Source organism: Micromonospora sp. WMMD730, assembly GCF_049178955.1.
GTDB classification, from domain to species: Bacteria; Actinomycetota; Actinomycetes; order Mycobacteriales; family Micromonosporaceae; genus Micromonospora; species Micromonospora wenchangensis.
This window is the reverse complement of sequence record NZ_JBMHML010000002.1, coordinates 913,712-931,448: the sequence shown is the minus strand read 5'-3', so window position 1 is coordinate 931,448 and position 17,737 is coordinate 913,712. Positions and strand designations below refer to the sequence as shown.

Here is a 17,737-nt window from a genome sequence, read left to right as displayed (position 1 = left end):
CCGGTAACTTCTGGCTCGATCGGAGGAGCGTACCCGCCCCGATGTCCGTCGACGTCCCTGCCGGGCAGGGACGTCGACGGACGCGCCGGTCAGTAGGTGGTGGAGCGGCAGAGCCGGATCCAGCGGTAGCCGTGCCCGCCCAGCTTCAGGCTGTCCAGCTTGCCCACGTCGCCGTACCCCCGGTCGGTGAGGACGTCTATCGGCAGGTCCGCCTCGGCGGCCAGGGTGCTCAGGTCCACCTCCACGTCCTCGGTGCCGAGGTTGTGCAGGAAGACCATGGTGCCGGTGGTGCCGTCGGCGCGGTGCGCGAGCACCCCGGCCGGCATCGGTACGTCGATGTGCGTGGTCGAGCCGGAGCCGATCTCCGGGGCCTCCCGCAGCGTCCGGATCATCCGCTCGAACCAGGCCAGCAGCGACGTCGAGTCGCCCCGTTGGGCGGTGACGTTGACCTGCTGGTAGCCGAAGTCACCCTTGTCGATCACCGGGCGGATCAGCTTCTCCGGGTCCGCCGTGGAGAAACCGCCGTTCTCCTTGTACGACCACTGCATCGGGGTACGGATCGCGTCCCGCCCGTCCAGCGCGAGGTTCTCCCCCATCCCGATCTCCTCGCCGTAGCGCAGCACCGGCGTGCCGCGCAACGAGAACTGGAGCGCGTACGCCAGCTCGATGTGCCGGCGGTCGTTGCCGAGCATCGGGGCGAGCCGCCGCCGGATGCCCCGGCCGTAGAGCTGCATGTTCTCGTCCGGCCCGAACTTCGCCAGCACGTCGTTGCGCTGGTCGGCGGTGAGCCGGGACAGGTCGATCTCGTCGTGGTTACGCAGGAAGGTCGCCCACTGGCCGCCGGTGGGCAGCTTCGGGGTGTCCCGCAGCGCGTCGATGATCGTCTCCGGGTCCTCCCGGGCGAGGGCGAGCATCAGCCGGCCGTTGAGCATGAAGTCGAAGAGCATGTGGATGCGGTTGCCCGAGCCGCTGCCGTCGCCGAAGTAGACCGGGAGCTGGTCGGGTTCGACGTTCGCCTCGGCCAGCAGCACCGCGTCGCCACGTCGCCACTGCACGTGCTGGCGTAGGTCGGTGAGGAAGTCGAAGTCCTTCGGCGCGTCCGGGTTGCCCGGCTCGGTCTGCTCGATGATGAACGGCACGGCGTCCATCCGGAAACCGGAGACGCCGAGTTGGAGCCAGAACGAGGTGATCTTCTTGATCTCGGCGCGGACCCTGGGGTTCTCGATGTTGAGATCCGGCTGGAACTTGTAGAAGCGGTGGTAGTACCACGCCTTGGCGGTCCGGTCGTAGCTCCAGGTCTCGTGCTGCTCGCCTGGGAACACCATGCCCTGGTGCCGGTCCGCCGGCTCGTGGTCGGCCCAGACGTACCAGTCACGGTACGGCGAGTCGGGCGAGGACCGGGCGGATTGGAACCACGGGTGCTGGTCGGAGGTGTGGTTGACCACCAGGTCGATGATGACCCGGATGCCCCGGTTCTGCGCCTGGTGCAGCAGCTCGGCGAAGTCGCCGAGGGTCCCCAGGCGCGGGTCGACGTTGTAGAAGTCGGTCGCGTCGTATCCGTCGTCCTGGTTGGGCGAGGGATGGATCGGGTTGAGCCAGAGGCAGGTCACCCCCAGCCGCGCCAGGTAGTCGAGCCGGCCGATCAGGCCCCGGAAGTCACCGACCCCGTCACCGTCGGAGTCCGCGTACGTGTCGACGTCGAGGCAGTAGACGACGGCCTCGGAATACCACCTGTCACCCATGCCGGCCTAATGTCTCCGGTGCGCCGACGCCGCAAACGCGAAGCCCGCTCCACTGTCCGTCGGCGACCGCCGCACCGACCCGGGGCGGGCCGGTGCGGGGTACGGTCCGGGCATGGCTGCGCATCCGACGGACGGCTCCCGCACGCTCGACTGGGACGAGGGCCGGTGGCTGCACCCACCGGTACGGGTGGACCGGGCCGGTGACGGCGCGCTGCTGGTGGAGCCGGCCGCCAACAGCGACCTGTGGCGGCACACCAGCTACGGCTTCGTCCACGACGACGGGCCGGCGCTGCTCGCCCCGCTGCCGGCCGGCGGCGCGGTCGAGGTGGACTTCCTGCTCGACTACACGGAGCAGTTCGACCAGGCCGGGGTGCTGGTCCGGGTGGACGAGCGGAACTGGATCAAGGCCGGCGTGGAGGTCAGCGACGGCCTGCCACAGGTCGGCGCGGTGGTGACCCGGGAGTTCTCCGACTGGTCGGTGGCCCCGGTGCCGGACTGGCAGGGCCGGGAGGTGACCGTACGGGCCAGCCGCGCCGGCGACGCGCTGACGGTCCGGGCGCGGGTCGCCGACGAGCCGTGGCGGCTGGTGCGGCTCGCCCCGCTCGCCCCGGACGCGGTGGCGCTGGCCGGGCCGTTCTGCTGTGCGCCCACCCGGGGCGGGCTGACCGTCCGGTTCACCGGCTGGCGGCAGGGGCCGGCGGACCGGGGACTGCACCCCTCGGACTGATCCCCGGCTCAGCCGGCGGGGCCGCCCGGTCGGCACGACGGCGCAGGTCGCAGCGCCCGGCCGGGCCCGGACGGGGTGGGCTCACTCACCGCAGGGTGTAAGTGGTGGCCGGCTGGGTACCACTGTCCGATCCCGCCGGCCCGCTGGAAGGACGCCCATGGCTCTCGCCGAGAACGTCGACCCGAACCAGTTCACCGGGCTGACCGGATGGGTGGCGAGCGTCATCGACTCCCTCGGCGCGGTCGGCGTCGCCTTCCTGGTGGCGGTGGAGAGCATCATCCCGCCGATCCCGAGCGAGATCGTGCTGGCGATGGCCGGCTACCTCGCCGCCGAGGGCCGGTTCAGCCTGGTGCTGATCATCGTCGCCGCGACTGTCGGTTCGCTGGTCGGCGCGCTGGTGCTCTACTGGCTCGGCGCGGCGATCGGCGAGGAACGGCTCAAGCACTGGCTGGACCGCATCCCGCTGGTCGACCGGGACGACCTGGAGAAGGCCGACCGCTGGTTCGAGCGGCACGGCCGGTGGGCGGTGCTGATCGGCCGGCTGGTGCCGGTGGTACGCAGCCTGGTCTCCGTCCCGGCCGGCGCGAACCGGATGCCGATGGGCGAGTTCGTGCTGCTCACCACGCTGGGCAGCGGGGTGTGGAACGCGCTGGTCGTCGGCCTCGGCTACACGCTGGGCTCGCGCTGGCAGGACGTGGAGAAGTACAGCGACTGGTTCAACTACGCCATCTTCGCGGTCTTCGCCGTCATGCTCGTGAGCTGGGCGGGCAAGAAGATCCGCTCCCGGCGTGACCGGGACGACCGACGGTCGGTGACCGCCGACCACTGACCGGGCCACCGCCCCGCCCGAGGCGCCGCGAGGCCTGGAGACCGCCCGGCCGGCCGGGCAGCCGCCCCGCCGGTGGAGCCGGACCGTCGGACCGGCCGGCCCCACCGGGCGGTGTTCAGAACCTCGCGGTGATCGAGGTGAACTCCCAGAGGTTCTGGGCGATGCCGGAGCAGTTGGCGACCACTCCCCCGTCCGGGCAGGCGCGGTCCCGGTTGACCGACCAGAAGGTGAACCGGGACAGCCCCCGCGCCTTGGCCCAGTCCCGGATCTGCGTCCAGGTGGCCGGCGAGGTCAGCTCCCGCTGGTCGGACAGACCGTTCATGCCGCTGATGCCCATGTGCGCGTACGCGGTGGCGTCGGACCAGCCGAACGCCGACTTCAGCGTGGTCTTCAGCCCCTCGGCGGCGTTGACGGTGTTCTGGTACATGTTCGCCCCGCCGCCGAAGTCGAACGGCATGATGGTGAAGGTGTCGATGTTCGCGCCGAGCGCGGCGGCCTGGTTGATCAGCCGGGTGCCGTAGTACGACGGCCCGGTGGTCGAGGTGCCGAAGGTGACGATCGTCTTGATCCCCGGGTTGTTCTGCTTGACGATCTTCAACGCGCCGAGGATGCGGTCCTGCACCACCTCGTTCTCGAACTCGTCGCTGTTCTCGATGTCGATGTCGATCGCCTTCAACCCGTACGCGTTGATCACCTGCTGGTACGCCCCGGCGAGGGCGCTGGCCGACGCGCAGTTCGGGCCGAGCTTGTTGCCGCTCCAGCCGCCGAACGACGGGATGACGTCGCCACCGGCCGCCCGGATCGCGGCGATGGTGTTGGCGTGCGCGCCCCCGGTGAGTGGCCCGGAGCCGTCCCAGGCCGGGGTGCAGCCACCGCCGGAGAGCACGAACGCGATGGTGAACCACTTCACCCCGGTCGCCCCCATCACCGTCGCCGGCGCGGGCGGGTCGCCCCAGCCGGGGTAGAGGTAGGGGGCGGCGGCCATCGTGCCGTTGCCGCCGGTGCAACCGGTGGTGGTGGCCGACACCGCTGCCGACTTCGCCGACTCCCCTGCGGAGTTGTACGCCGTGACGGTCCAGCTGTGGGTGGAGCAGGCGGCCAGCCCGGAGACGGTGGTCGAGGTGCCGGTGACGGTGGCCTTCACCGTGCCGCCCTCGTAGATCCGGTAGCCGGTGACCGTGCCGGAGACGGCGTTCCAGGCCAGCGTCGCCGACGAGGCGGTGGTGCCGGTGACCCGCAGCCCGCCCGGGGTGGCCGGGCCGGTCGGGTTGCCGGGGCCGCCGCCGGTGCAGGCCCCGCCGTTGACCGTGCAGTTCGTCGGGTCGCCGGTGCCGGCGACGACGAAGCCGAAGGTGGTGCTGGCGCCGGGGGCGAGGCTGCCGTTCCAGCTCTGGTTGAGGGCGGTGACCCGCTGGCCGGAGCTGCTCAGCCGGGCGTCCCAGAACGAGCCGACGGTGCTGCCCGAGGGCAGGTCGAACGCGACGGTCCACGAGCTGATCGCGGTCGAGGTGTCGTTGGTGACGGTGAACTTGGCCTCGTACCCGCTGCCCCAGCTGGCGGTGCGGACGAAGGCGGCGGTGGCGGCGGACGCGGCCGGCGGGGCCACGAGCGTGCCGGTGACCAGGGCGGCGGCGAGTGCGACGGCGAGGGTGGCCGCGCGGGGGGTGCGGAGTCTCACGGGTGGCCTCCAGTGGACCGGGGCGGGGGCGTCAGGGGTGCGACCGGCCCGGTGAGCGGGCCGGTGGACACGGTCCGGGGGTGGGACCGCCGGGACGACATCCACGGTCGTCCACGTCCGCGCCTATTATTAAGACTCTTAACTGTTAATGTCCAGAGCCTACCGACGAGGGGGTCCGCGCCGGTGTGGCGCGAACCCCCTCGCGGCCCGGTCAGCGGCGGAAGGTGAACCAGTTGACGTTGACGAAGTCGGACGGCTGACCGCTGCTGAAGGTGAGGTAGACGGTGTGCCGCCCGGTCACCGCCGACACGTTGCCCGGCACCGACCGCCAGCTCTGCCAGCCGCCGGTGTTGGCGACGGCGAAGCTGCCGATCGGGGTGGCGGTCGGGCTGTCCACCCGCACCTCGACCAGACCGCTCACCCCGCCCGCCGCGCCGGAGGCCACCCGGGCCAGGAAGTCGCGGGGGCCGCTGCCGCCGAAGTCCACGTTGTCGTAGCGGGCCCAGTCACCGTTGCGCAGGGCGGCGATGTTCTGCCCACCCTCGGCACAGGTCTCGACGGCCACCCCGTTCTGCCCGGAGAACGCCTCGGCCTGGATCGTCGAGTACGCGTCCATGGTGCCCGACGGCGGCGGCGTGGTCGGGCCCGGCGTGGTGGGGGTCGGCGTCGGGGTGGAGCCACCACCCCGGCGGTAGACCGCCACGTAGTCGACGAGCATCGGCCGACCGGAGACGGTCGAGCCGGTCGGCGTGACGGCACCGGCCACCCCGTCTGGGAAGGAGCCGCCCATCGCCACGTTGAGCAGCAGGAAGTAGCCGCCGTGGCCGGTCATCTGCGCCCAGTAGCTGGCCCCGACCTGGGTCTGGGTGACGGTGTGGAACAACTGCCCGTCGACGTACCAGCGCAGCTGCTGCGGGCTGACCGAGGTGTCCCACTCGGTGCGGTAGGTGTGGAAGGCTGCCTGACAGGCGCTGCCGGGGCAGACCCGGGTCGCGCCCAGCCCGCTGAACTCGTTGCACGGGCCGCCGGGGGCCACCCCGCAGTGCAGCGCGCCCCAGACCTGGTTGAGCCCGTTGACGTTCTCCATCACGTCGATCTCGCCGATGCCCGGCCAGTTCTGGTAGTTGCCCCGGTAGGGCGCGCCGAGCGCCCAGAACGCCGGCCAGTAGCCGGCCGCCTGCGCGCCGGTGACGTTGGGCATCTGGATCCGTCCCTCGATCGCCAGCACCCCGCCCGACGGGGGCTTGAAGTCGGTGCGCACGGTCTCGATCCGGGCCGAGGTCCACCGGCCACCGGAATCGCGCAGCGGGGTGATCCGCAGATTGCCGGACCCGTCGTGGGCCAGGTTGGCGGTGCTGCCGGTGTACGTCTGGATCTCGCCGGTGCCCCAGTTGGCCGGGCCGCCCGGGTAGCTGGTGCCGGTGTCCACGATCCAGTTGGCCGAGGACGGCAGGGTGCCGGCCGCGCCGGTGAAGTCGTCGCTCCACATCAGGCTCCACCCCGACGGCGGCGTCGGGACGGCGGCCTGCGCGGCGACCGAGACGCCGGTCAGCGCGGTGGCGGCGGCGAGCGTGACCGCCAGGGCGAGCCGGCGGCGGGACCGGCGCGGGGCGGTGGGGGCGACCGGAGCCGCCGGGACAGCGTTCATCGGGATGCCTCTCTGGGGGACGGGAGCAAGAGAGCGCTCTCTGAGCGGTTTTCTACGCTCCCGCCCACCACTTGTCAACGCTCGTCGATGGCTCCGACCGGCACCGGTCGCGGTCGACGCAGCAGCACGTGCTCGGCCACCGTCCAGGCGGTGGTGGTGACCAGGTAGAGCACCGCCGCCAGCGGCACCACCAACGCCAGCAGCACCGTGCCGTACGGCAGCAGCGGCAGCAGCCGGGCCAGCAGCGCCGCCCCCGGCTGGTCGGCCGGGACGGCGGCCGACGCCGCCGCCCGCCGGGACAGCACCGTGGCCAGGCCGGCCAGGGCCGCCAGCAGCACCCCGAACACCAGCAGCACCGGCGGGGTCAGCCCGTCGCCCAGGTGCCAACCCAGCGGCACCCCGGCCAGCCGCGCGTCGAGCAGCCCGCCGGCACCGTCCCCGGTGCCGAACAGGCGGTACATGACCAGGAAGAACGGGGCCTGGAGCAGCGCCGGCAGGCAGCCCGCCACCGGCGACGCCCCGGCCCGGCGGTAGAGCGCGAACATCTCCGACTGCAACGTCGCGGGATCGTCCGCGTACCGCTGCTGGAGCTGGCGCAACTGCGGGGCGAGCGCCGCGCGACGCCGCTCCGCACGGACCTGGGCGACGGTGAGCGGTGAGATCAACAGCCTGACGGCGATGGTGAACAACACGATCGCGGCGGCGGTGGCGACCCCGCCGGCCAGCGGCGTCAGCAGCCCGGCGAGCCAGCCGACGACGGAACCCGCGGCGGTGGCCGCGTCGTGCACAGGTGAGAAGGCGAGCATGGGGGAACCCCTCGGTCCGATTCCGGAGGTCCGCACGGGACGCTCACCGGCCGCCCGTCAGGGCGGTCGGCGGTCCACCGTGGGACGAATGACGACGGAACCGGTCGGGGTCGACGGCGCGCGGGATCAGCCCGCGGCCGGGGACCAGCCGACCGGGAGGGGACCCCCGGGTGCCCGGGGGCGGGGTCGGCCCGCCGCGTCCGGATCGACCTGCCGGGGTACTCGTCGACGCCGGGCCCGCTCGCGCAACCCGACCGCCCGCCGCCGCCCGAAGCCGGGGCCGGACGCCGCCCGGGGACGGGCCGCCAGCAGGGCGACGAGCAGCAACGCGGCCGCCACCGCCGCACCGGCCAGCAGGTCACCCGGCCGGTCCGCGAGCAGGGTCAGCCCGACGAGCGCGTACGCCCACAGACCCGTCACCACCCGCAGCCCCGACACGCCCGCCAGCCTAGGACCCGCTGTCACGTCGGAGGGCCGCGACGGCCTCGACCACCGTCTCCGGCCGGTCCACGTGCAGCAGGTGCCGGGCGTCCCGGAACACCTCCTGCCGGCCGGCGGGGAAGCTCGCCGCCAGCGCGGCGTGTCCGGCCCGCCACGCCGCCCGACCGGCCGGGGTGGGCACGTCGCCGAGCGCGGTCAGCACCCGCACCGGCAGCGTCGGTGCCGCCGTCACCGCCCGCAACGCCACCAGCTCCGCCGCCACCGCCGGGTGCGCCAGCCACTGCACCAGCGCCCCGACCAGCACCGATCCGCAGCCGTACGCCGCCGCGGCGGCCGGGTCGGGCGGGCGGACGCTCATCCGGCGCACCGCCCGACGCCACGCCCCCGGGCCGTACCGGCGGGCCAGACCGGACCGGTCGAGCGCCCCGGCCAGCACCGGCGCCCCGGCCGCCACCGTGCCGGCCGTCCACGCCGACCACCACCGCCACCGGGCCGCCCCGGCCGGGTCCACCAGGCTCGGGTCCACCAGCACCAGCCCGGCGAGCCGCCCCGGATGCCGCCGGGCGTACGCCTCGGCGGGCAGCGCCGCCGCCGAGTGCGCCACCAGCACCGGCCGGTCCAGCCCGGTCAGCGCCGTGTCGACGCGGGCCAGTTCGGCGGTGAGGGTGGGCACCCGGGTGTCGTCCGGCCGGTCCAGCCGGCGCACCAGGTACCCGGCGGCGGTCAGCGGCGGCACCAGCCGGTCCCAGGTCGCCGCCCCCTCCCCCATCCCCGGGCAGAGCAGCACCCCCGGTCCGGCGGCGCGACCGGTAGCCGCCGGGTCGTCGGCGGCAGGCCGGTCGGGGGCAGGCCGGTCGGGGGCAGGCCGGTCGAGGGCAGGCCGGTCGAGGGCAGGCCGGTCGAGGGCAGGCCGGTCGAGGGCAGGCCGGTCGAGGGCAGGCCGGTCGAGGGCAGGCCGGTCGAGGGCAGGCCGGTCGAGGGCAGGCCGGTCGAGGGCAGGCCGGTCGAGGGCAGGCCGGTCGAGGGCAGGCCGGTCGGGGGCAGGCCGGTCGGGGGCAGGCCGGTCGGGGGCAGGCCGGTCGGGGGTGGTCGGGCCGGTCACCGGGGGCGCTCCGGGCCGGGGCCCCACCGGGCGACGGCGGCGGTGAGCAGCAGCCAACCGGACAGCCCGGCGAGCTGGACCCGCTGCCACAGGCCCAGCCCCCACTCGGGGTGCAGGGTGGCGACCAGCGTGCCGACCGTGCCGAGCGCCAGCACCACCGCCACCGAAAGCCCCGCCCGGCGGGGGGCCGGGCCGCGCAGCACGGCGAGGACCGCCACCGCGCTGAGCAGCGCGCCGGCCACCGCCAGCGACGAGGTGACCGTGTGCGCCTGGTGCCGCCAGGACAGCTCGCCCAGCTCCTCCAGCCGGGCGCAGCGGTCATCGATCGAGGGGGCGCAGTCCATCGAGGTGAACCCGCCGTCGACGGCGGTGGCCACGCCGAACACCAGCAGCCCCCACCAGGCCGGTCGGGGCATCTCCCGGGCCCGCCGGGCCAGCAGCAGCCCGGCCAGCGTCGCGCACAGCCCGGTCGTCACGTCGCCGAGCTGGAAGACCAGGTGGTACGGCTGGTCCCGGGCGGCCAGCTCACTCAGGTAGCTCTCCACCGGCAGCAGCCCCGGGTTGAGCACCGGGGCGAGCAGCCAGGAGGCGTAACAGACCGCCGCCAGCGCCAGCGCCACCGCCGCCCCGGTCCGGGCGGCCCGGTGCCCGTCACCCCCACGGCGGGCCGCCGGATCCGGGTCACGGTGCGGGCGGTTCACGACGACTCGCGGACCATCGGGAACGGCAGGGTCTCCCGGATGGACCGGCCGGTCAGCAGCATCACCAACCGGTCGACCCCCAGCCCCAGGCCGCCGGTCGGCGGCATCGCGTACTCCAGCGCGGTGAGGAAGTCCTCGTCCAGCTCCATCGCCTCCGGGTCACCGCCGGCCGCCTTCAGCGACTGGGCGGTCAGCCGTCGCCGCTGCTCGGTCGGGTCGACCAGCTCCGAGTACGCGGTGCCCAGCTCCATCCCGAACGCCACCAGGTCCCACCGCTCGGCCAACCGGGGATCGGACCGGTGCTGCCGGGTCAACGGCGAGACGTCGGTCGGGAAGTCCAGGTAGAACGTGGGCACGTCGGTGCGCGCCTCGACGAGCCGCTCGTACAGCTCCAGCAGCAGCTCGGCGCGCTGCCAGCCCGGGTCGTACGGCACCCGGGCCGCGTCGGCGAGGCGGCGCAGGGCGGCGGCGTCGGTGTCGACGGTCACCTCCTCGCCCAGCGCCTCGGAGACCGCCTCGTGCACCGTGCGCACCGGCCACGGACCGCCGATGTCCACCAGCTCACCGGTGCCCGGTCGGCGGGCCAGTGGTGCCCCGTGCACCGCCACCGCCGCCGCGACGATCAACTCCCGGGCCAGCTCCCGCATGTCGTGGTAGTCGGCGTACGCCTGGTACGCCTCCAGCACGGTGAACTCCGGGTTGTGGCTGAAGTCGACGCCCTCGTTGCGGAACACCCGGCCCAGCTCGTACACCCGCTCGACGCCGCCCACGGCGAGCCGCTTGAGGTACAGCTCGGGGGCGATCCGCAGGGTCAACCGCAGGTCGTAGGCGTTGCTGTGGGTGACGAACGGGCGGGCGTTGGCCCCGCCGTGCACCCGTTGCAGGATCGGCGTCTCCACCTCCAGGAAGTCCCGGTCCACCAGGGTCCGGCGCAGGCTGGTGAGGGTGGCGCTGCGGGCCCGCAGCAGGTCCCGGGCCTGTGGGCTGGTCGCCAGGTCGAGGTAGCGGCGGCGCACCCGCGCCTCCGGGTCGGCCAGGCCGTGGTGCTTGTCCGGCAGCGGACGCAGGCACTTGGCGGTGAGCCGCCAGTCGGCCACCCGGACCGACACCTCGCCGCGCCGGGTGGCGTACACCTCGCCGGTAGCGCCGACGTGGTCGCCGATGTCGACGGTGGCCCGCCACCGGTCCAGTTCCTTCTCCAGCACCAGTTGCAGGTCGCCGCCGCCGTCGCGGATGGTGACGAAGCAGACCCGGCCGTGGTCGCGGACCAGCAGCACCCGCCCGGCCACCGAGACGGTCTCCCCGGTGCCGGTGTCCGGGGCCAGCCCGGCGTGCCGCGCCCGCACCGCCGCACACCCGTCGGTACGCGGCCACCCCACCGGGTACGGATCGACGCCCTGCGCCCGCAGCCGGTCCAGCTTCGCCCGCCGGACCCGCACCTGCTCGGGCTGCTGCCCGTGCGCCGGCTCCGGGCTGACCGCGTGCACCGTGGCCGCGTCCGGCGGCACGAACCCCACCGCGCCACCGGCCGGCGGCGCACCGTAGAGCGGGGACGGACGGCCGCCGGGCAACGCGACGAAGCCCTCCGCGACGGCGGCGGCCAACCCGACCCGGGCCAGTTCCCGCCGCTCGCCGAAGCACAGGTAGCGGGGCGTCCAGTGCGGCTGGTACTTGGCGTTGGACAGGTACAGCGACTCCAACTGCCACCAGCGGGAGAAGAACAGCAGCGTACGCCGCCACAGCCGGATCACCGGGCCGGCGCCGATCCGGGCGCCCTGCTCGAACACCGACCGGAACACGGCGAAGTTCAGCGACACCCGCTCGACGCCCAGCCGGGGGGCCGTGCCGAGCAGCGCGGCCACCATGAACTCGGTGACCCCGTTCTCGGCGGTGCGGTCCCGACGCATCAGGTCCAGCGACAGCCCGTTGCCACCCCACGGGCTCAGCGACAGCAGCGCCCGTACCCGGCCGTCGCCGTCGCGGGCCTCGACCAGCACGCAGTCACCGTCGGCCGGGTCGCCGAGGCGGCCCAGCGCCATCGAGAAGCCACGCTCGTGCTCGGTGTCCCGCCAGCGGGTGGCCAGGGCGGCGAGGTCGGCCAACTCGGCCGGCGGGATGTCGGCGTGCCGGCGTACGGCGGCGGTGTAGCCGGCCCGCTCGACCCGGTGCACCGCCTGCCGGACCGGGCGCATGTCCCGCCCGCCCAGGTCGAACTCCCGGGCCAGCAGGATCGCCTCGTCACCCAGTTGCAGCACCTTCAGCCCGTGCCGGTGGTAGGCCCGCGCGCCGGCCTCGCTGGCCCCCATCACCGCCGGGGTCCAGGCGTACTCCCGGGCCTGGTCCAGCCAGGCGGTGATCGCCGGGCCCCATGCCTCCGGGTCGCCGACCGGGTCGCCGCTGGCCAGGCTCACCCCGTTGACCACCCGGTAGGTCAGCGCCGCCTTCCCGCTGGCCGAGAAGATCGCCGCCTTGTCCCGCCGGGTGGCGAAGTAGCCGAGCGAGTCCCGGTCGCCGTAGCGGGCCAGCAGTTCCCGGATCCGCTGCTCCTCGTCGGGGTGCAGCACGGCGGCGGCGCGCTGCGAGCGCAGCAGGGTGAACAGGCCGGCCAGGAAGGCGACCGCGCCCATCCCGCCGAGCAGCAGGTTGACCCAGCCGGGGGCCTGGCCCTGCCGGGTGACGTCCAGGGTGATCGCGCCGCCGAAGACCTTCTCGATGGCGTACCCGATGCGGTCCAGCCAGCTGTGCAGGCTGCCGGGCACGGCGGTGAGCAGCAGGTAGCCCAGCCCGACGGCCGCCGCGGCGAGGCCGAAGAACACCCCGAGGGCACGCCGGGTGCTGCCGCTGCGGACCCGGGCGTAGAACTCCCGCCGGGCGGCTCGCAGCAGGGCGAGCGCGGCGACGGCGAAGCCGATGCCCACCCAGACGCCGACGGTCTCGACGAGGGTGAACAGCCGCCGGCCGGCGTCGTCGGTGAGCTGGTCCGCGCCGACGGTCACCAGCAGCAGGCCGGTCAGCACGCCGACGACCAGGCTGAGGATGAAGTAGACGACAAGCACCCAGTACGCCAGCCGCTTGTGGCGCAGCACCGCCGCGGCGAGGGTGCCGAGGAACACCGCGTACGCCAGGTTGGCCGGGGCCGGCACCAGCAGCGTGTCGATGGTGGTCCGGATCGGCTGGAACTCGGCGTTGGCCGCGCTGCTGACCGCCGCCAGCGCGCAGATCGCGGCGATGAACCACAGCAGCGCCGCGAACGTCCGGGGCACCTGCCGCCGCCAGTCGCGCCCGGCCGGCCGGGGCGGGTGGCCGGGCCGCCGCGCCGGGGCCGGGGGCGCCGACTGGGGCACCGTCGTCGGGGTCACCTGACCTCCCTCACGTTCCCGCCCCGGCCCGCTCCAGGTCGGGGCGGGGGTGCGGCACGGCACCGGTCGGCGGGACCGGGTCATGGTAAGCATCCGACGCGACGACGCGCCGTGTCGCGTTTTCTCCGCCGGACACCGCGGGTAATGGGCGGGCAGCACCGCGGCGGACCCGCCGCGGCGGGACGGGACGGACGGTGATGGCGATGACCAGTGGGGTGGCGGCCGGGGCGATGGCCCCGGAGCGGACCGGGCCCGACCGGCTCACGGTGGGCGTGGAGGAGGAGTTCCTCCTGGTCGATCCGCACACCGGTGCCGCGGTGCCCGCCGTCGACCTGGTCATGGCGCAGGTGCCGGCGGAGCTGCGCGGGCAGGTGGAGCGGGAGTTCCAGACCAGCCAGATCGAGATCGGCAGCCCGCCGGGGTTGGACCTGGGCTCGATCCGGCACTCGCTGGGCGTGCTGCGCGGCGCGCTGGCCGACGCCGCCGAGCGGGCCGGCGTCCGGGTGCTGGCCATCGGCACCGGCCCGGTGGCGGGACCGGTGCCGCCGGTGGTGGACAAGCCCCGCTTCGACCGGATGATCGAACGGTTCCGGCTGCTCGTGCCCGGCCCCGGCAACAACGGTATGCACGTGCACGTGGGCGTGCCCGACCCGGACACCGGGGTGCAGGTGCTCAACCACATCCGGCCGTGGCTGCCGGTGCTGCACGCGATGACCACCAACTCGCCCTTCTCCGAGGGGGTCGACACCGGGTACGCGAGCTGGCGTTCCGTCGAGTGGGAACGCTGGCCGTCGGTCGCGCCCACCCCCTACCTGGAGTCGTACGAGCACTACGAGCGGCTGATCAGGCAGTTGATCGCCAGCGGGGTGATGCTCGACGAGGGGATGCTCTACTGGTACGCCCGGCTGTCGGCGAAGTACCCGACGGTGGAGGTCCGCATCGGTGACGTCTGCCCGTCGGTGGACGACGCGGTGCTGGTGGCGGGGCTGGTGCGGGCGCTGGTCGCCACCGCCATGGACGACGTGGCGGCGGGCCGTCCGCCGGTGAACACCGACCACCACCTGCTGGTGGCCGCGCACTGGCGGGCCGCCCACGACGGGTTGGAGGGCGACGGCGTCGACCTGACCAACGGCGAGTTGTGCCCGGCCTGGGAACTGGTCGACCGGCTGGTCGAGCGGGTCCGCCCGGCGCTTACGGCGCACGACGACCTGGCCGAGGTGACCGAGCTGCTGGCCACGCTGCGCCGGCACGGCACCGGGGCGGCCCGGCAGCGGGCCGTGTTCGCCCGCTCGGGCCGGCTGGAGGACGTGGTCGCCGAGGTCGCCCGGCAGACCCGTGGCTGACCGGCCCGGGGGCGAGGCGTGCGTGGAAGACTGGGCGTCGTGACAGAGCGGCTGGTCGTGGTCGGTGGGGACGCCGCCGGCATGGCGGCGGCGTCCCAGGCCCGTCGCCGCCGGGGCGTCGACGACCTGGAGATCGTGGCGTTCGAGCGGGGACACTTCACGTCGTACTCGGCGTGCGGCATCCCGTACTGGATCAGCGGTCTGGTCGAGGATCGGGACGCGTTGATCGCCCGCGACCCGGCCACCTTCCGGGACGACTTCGCCATCGACGTACGGCTGCGTACCGAGGTCACCGGCATCGACCTCGACCGCCGCGAGGTCACCGCCCGCCGGCTCGACGACGGCGGCGAGGTCCGCGAACGCTTCGACACCCTGGTGTACGCCACCGGTTCGGTGCCCAACCAGCCCGACTGGGCCGACGAGGACGTCGACGGCATCTTCGGCATCCAGACCCTGGACGACGCGGCGGCGCTGCGGGCCTGGCTGGACGCCGACCCGACGCCGACCCGGGCGGTGGTGGTCGGCGGCGGCTACATCGGGGTGGAGATGGCCGAGGCGCTGATCCAGCGCGGGCTCGCCGTCACCCTGGTCGAGCGGGGCGAGCAGCCGATGGCCACCGTCGACGAGGACATGGCCCGCCTGGTCGCCGAGGCGATGCGCGGGCTGGGCGTCGAGATCCGTACCGGTGTCACGGTCAGCGGGGTCGAGCAGCGCGACGGCCGGGTGTCCGCGGTGGTCACCTCCGCCGGGCCGGTGCCGGCCGACGTCGTGGTCCTCGGCCTGGGCGTACGCCCCAACACCGCGCTCGCCGCCGCCGCCGGCCTCCCGCTCGGCCAGACCGGCGGGGTCCGCGTCGACCGCCGGATGCGGGTGCCCGGGGTGCCCGGCGTCTGGGCGGCCGGCGACTGCGTGGAGACCCTGCACCGGGTCACCGGCATGTCGGTGCACATCCCGCTCGGCACCCACGCCAACAAGCAGGGCCGGGTCGCCGGGATCAACATCGGCGGCGGGTACGCCACCTTCCCCGGGGTGATCGGCACCGCCGTGACGAAGGTGTGCGACCTGGAGGTGGGGCGTACCGGGCTGCGGGAGCGGGACGCCACGGCGGCCGGGTTCGAGTTCGTCTCGGTGATCGCCGAGTCGACGAACCGGGCTGGCTACTACCCGGGGGCCCAGGCGATGACGGTCAAGCTGATCGCCGAACGGCCCACCGGTCGGCTGCTCGGCGCGCAGATCGTCGGCCGTTCCGAGGCGGCGAAGCGGATCGACGCGCTGGCCGTGGCGCTGTGGAACGAGATGACGGTGGACGAGATGACCGCCCTCGACCTCGGCTACGCCCCGCCGTACGCGCCGGTCTGGGACCCGGTGCTGATCGCCGCCCGCAAGGCCGTCGACGCCCTCGACCGCTGAAGCCCCCCGCCTACCGCACCCACGCCGACCACCCCGCCCCCGTCACGCGGCGCGGCGCGCATCGTGGAGAGTTGTTGTCGCCGGGGCGACAACGACTCTCCCCGATCCGCACAATGGGCCGATGGAGATTCCGGCGGGGTTGTCGTGGGTGCGGCAGACGCCGGAGGGGCGGGAGTGGCTGGCCACGCTGGCCCGGTGGCGGGACGAGTGCGCGCAGCAGTGGTCGCTGCGGCTCGGGCCGCCCTTCCCGTACGCGTTCGCCTCGCTGGCGATGCCCGCCGACCTGCCCGACGGCACCCCGGCGGTGTTGAAGTTGCAGTACCCGGCCCCGGACAGCCGGCACGAGGCGGACGCGTTGGCGCACTGGGACGGCGAGGCGGCGGTCCGGCTGCTCGCCCACGACCCGCAGCGGCGGGCGCTGCTGGTGGAGCGGTGCCGGCCCGGCTCACCGCTGCACGAGTTGCCCGCCGACGAGGCCGTGGACGTGGTGGCCGGCCTGCTGCCCCGGCTGTGGCGGCGACCGGCCGGGCCGTTCATCCCGCTCGCCGAGGAGGCGACGGGCTGGCGGCACCGGTTACCCGAGCGGTGGGACCGGGCCGGCCGGCCGTACGGGCGGCGGCTGGTCGACGCGGCGCTCGACCAGCTCGACCGGCTGGTCGACACCCAGGGCGAGCAGGTGCTGGTCAACCAGGACCTGCACGCCGGCAACGTGCTGCGGGCCACCCGGGAGCCGTGGCTGGTGATCGACCCGAAGCCGCTGCTGGGCGAGCGGGAGTTCGCGGTGGTGCCGATCGTGCGCGGGGTCGAGCTGGGGCACTCCCCCGAGGCGGTACGGCGTCGGCTGGACCGGGTCACCGCTGCGCTCGGCCTCGACCGGGACCGGGTGGTCGGCTGGACGATCGCGCACTGCCTGGCGTGGAGCCTGGACGGCGACACGGTCTTCACCAACCAGGTCGAGGTGGCCCGCTGGCTCGTCGACGGCCCGTAGCCGCCCGCCGGACGGGGTCAGCGTTGGCAGGTGGGGCACCAGTAGAGGTTGCGGCCGGCCAGCTCGCCCCGGCTGACCGGGCTGCCGCAGACGTGGCAGGGCGCGCCGGCACGGCGGTAGACGTACACCTCGCCGCCGTGCCGGTCGACCCGGGCGGGGCGGCCCATCGCCTCGGGCAGGTGGGCGTCGCGGACGGTGTCGATCCGGCCGCGCACCACCGCCAGGGTCATCAGCGCCACCAGGTCGGCCCAGAGCGCCGTCCAGCCCGCCGGGGTGAGCTGCCGGCCGGGCAGCGTCGGCCGCAGGCCGGCCCGGAACAGCACCTCGGTCACGAAGATCAGCCCGGTGCCGGCCACCACCGACTGGTCGAGCAGCAGCGCGGCGAGCGGGGTGGGGCTACGCCCGATCCGGGCGTACGCGCGGTCGGGGTCGGCGTCGGCGCGCAGCGGGTCCGGGCCGAGCCGGTCGCGCAACGCCGCCACCTCGGGCGGGGTGAGCAGTTCGCAGGCGGTGGGTCCGCGCAGCTCCAGCCAGTGCCGGTCGCTGGCCAGCCGCAGCCGGACCTGCCCCACCGGTACGGGCGGCTCGCCGTCCCCGTCGGTGAACCTGCCGTACAGGCCCAGGTGGACGTGCAGGGTGCGCTCGTCGGCGTAGTGGTGCAGCAGGTGCTTGCCGTACGCCTCGGTGCCGTGCAGGACGGTGCCGGAGATCAGCGCGGCACCCTCGGTGAAGCGGCCCTGTGGGCTGCTGACGGTGACCTTGTCGCCGGCGAACAGCTCGGCGTGGCGGGTCGCGAGGCGGTGGATGGTGTGTCCCTCTGGCACGGGTGCCAAGGGTAGCCCGACGCCCCGGTCCCGCCGGCGACGGTGCCGTCCGGGTCGCCCGGAGTGTGGTCGATCGACGGACGGGGTACATCGTGGGTGTTCCCGCGTGGCGGCCACCGACCCTTCCGAGGGCTGCACG

The 17,737-nt window shown here is 74.4% G+C and carries 14 protein-coding genes; 5 read left to right on the top strand and 9 right to left on the bottom strand.

Features of this window, described 5'->3' with window-relative positions; translation table 11 throughout:
• Positions 1-89: 89 nt before the first annotated feature.
• Positions 90-1,742, bottom strand: coding sequence for an alpha-amylase family protein (locus tag ACN265_RS04285; RefSeq protein ID WP_421406096.1), 1,653 nt, complete (start codon positions 1,740-1,742; stop codon positions 90-92).
• 112 nt (positions 1,743-1,854) lie between these two features.
• Between ACN265_RS04285 and ACN265_RS04280 the strand changes: the two genes are divergently transcribed.
• The gene (locus ACN265_RS04280; RefSeq protein WP_421406095.1) at positions 1,855-2,469 is read left to right on the top strand and encodes a DUF1349 domain-containing protein; all 615 of its coding nucleotides are present in this window, start codon (positions 1,855-1,857) and stop codon (positions 2,467-2,469) included.
• A gap of 157 nt (positions 2,470-2,626) precedes the next feature.
• Complete coding sequence (locus tag ACN265_RS04275; protein WP_421406094.1) at positions 2,627-3,298, top strand: DedA family protein; 672 nt, start codon at positions 2,627-2,629, stop codon at positions 3,296-3,298.
• A gap of 115 nt (positions 3,299-3,413) precedes the next feature.
• Here ACN265_RS04275 and ACN265_RS04270 read toward each other — a convergent pair whose 3' ends face one another.
• The 7 genes from ACN265_RS04270 to lysX form a co-directional block, all read right to left on the bottom strand.
• Complete coding sequence (locus ACN265_RS04270; protein WP_204926885.1) at positions 3,414-4,976, bottom strand: cellulose binding domain-containing protein; 1,563 nt, start codon at positions 4,974-4,976, stop codon at positions 3,414-3,416.
• Positions 4,977-5,187: 211 nt separating this feature from the next.
• The gene (locus tag ACN265_RS04265; RefSeq protein WP_421406093.1) at positions 5,188-6,624 is read right to left on the bottom strand and encodes a carbohydrate-binding protein; all 1,437 of its coding nucleotides are present in this window, start codon (positions 6,622-6,624) and stop codon (positions 5,188-5,190) included.
• Between the two features lie 74 nt (positions 6,625-6,698).
• Positions 6,699-7,430 carry a YidC/Oxa1 family membrane protein insertase gene (locus ACN265_RS04260; RefSeq protein WP_357927876.1) on the bottom strand — a complete coding sequence of 244 codons (732 nt, stop codon included), beginning with the start codon at positions 7,428-7,430 and terminating at the stop codon, positions 6,699-6,701.
• A 126-nt stretch (positions 7,431-7,556) separates the two neighbouring features.
• The gene (locus ACN265_RS04255; RefSeq protein WP_357927874.1) at positions 7,557-7,868 is read right to left on the bottom strand and encodes a DUF6412 domain-containing protein; all 312 of its coding nucleotides are present in this window, start codon (positions 7,866-7,868) and stop codon (positions 7,557-7,559) included.
• 10 nt (positions 7,869-7,878) lie between these two features.
• A complete protein-coding gene (locus ACN265_RS04250) occupies positions 7,879-8,658 on the bottom strand; it encodes an alpha/beta fold hydrolase (RefSeq protein ID WP_421406092.1) in 780 nt (259 codons plus the stop codon).
• Between the two features lie 311 nt (positions 8,659-8,969).
• Complete coding sequence (locus ACN265_RS04245) at positions 8,970-9,674, bottom strand: DUF998 domain-containing protein (protein ID WP_421406091.1); 705 nt, start codon at positions 9,672-9,674, stop codon at positions 8,970-8,972.
• Positions 9,671-13,033, bottom strand: a complete 3,363-nt coding sequence (gene lysX, locus ACN265_RS04240; RefSeq protein WP_421406090.1) for a bifunctional lysylphosphatidylglycerol synthetase/lysine--tRNA ligase LysX — start codon at positions 13,031-13,033, stop codon at positions 9,671-9,673. The genes ACN265_RS04245 and lysX overlap by 4 nt, the downstream gene beginning before the upstream one ends.
• A 203-nt stretch (positions 13,034-13,236) precedes the next feature.
• On the opposite strand from lysX, the gene ACN265_RS04235 reads away from it, so the two are divergent.
• From ACN265_RS04235 to ACN265_RS04225, 3 genes are all read left to right on the top strand, one after another.
• Positions 13,237-14,376: a carboxylate-amine ligase gene (locus ACN265_RS04235; protein WP_421406089.1), complete on the top strand. Its 1,140-nt coding sequence runs from the start codon at positions 13,237-13,239 to the stop codon at positions 14,374-14,376.
• A gap of 39 nt (positions 14,377-14,415) precedes the next feature.
• On the top strand, positions 14,416-15,786 hold the full coding sequence (locus tag ACN265_RS04230; protein ID WP_421406088.1) for an FAD-dependent oxidoreductase: 1,371 nt from the start codon (positions 14,416-14,418) through the stop codon (positions 15,784-15,786).
• Between the two features lie 121 nt (positions 15,787-15,907).
• Positions 15,908-16,774, top strand: coding sequence for an aminoglycoside phosphotransferase family protein (locus tag ACN265_RS04225; RefSeq protein WP_421406087.1), 867 nt, complete (start codon positions 15,908-15,910; stop codon positions 16,772-16,774).
• A gap of 17 nt (positions 16,775-16,791) precedes the next feature.
• Here the strand turns inward: ACN265_RS04225 and ACN265_RS04220 are convergent, their stop codons facing one another.
• A complete protein-coding gene (locus tag ACN265_RS04220; protein ID WP_204926873.1) occupies positions 16,792-17,598 on the bottom strand; it encodes an Fpg/Nei family DNA glycosylase in 807 nt (268 codons plus the stop codon).
• Between the last annotated feature and the right edge of the window lie 139 nt (positions 17,599-17,737).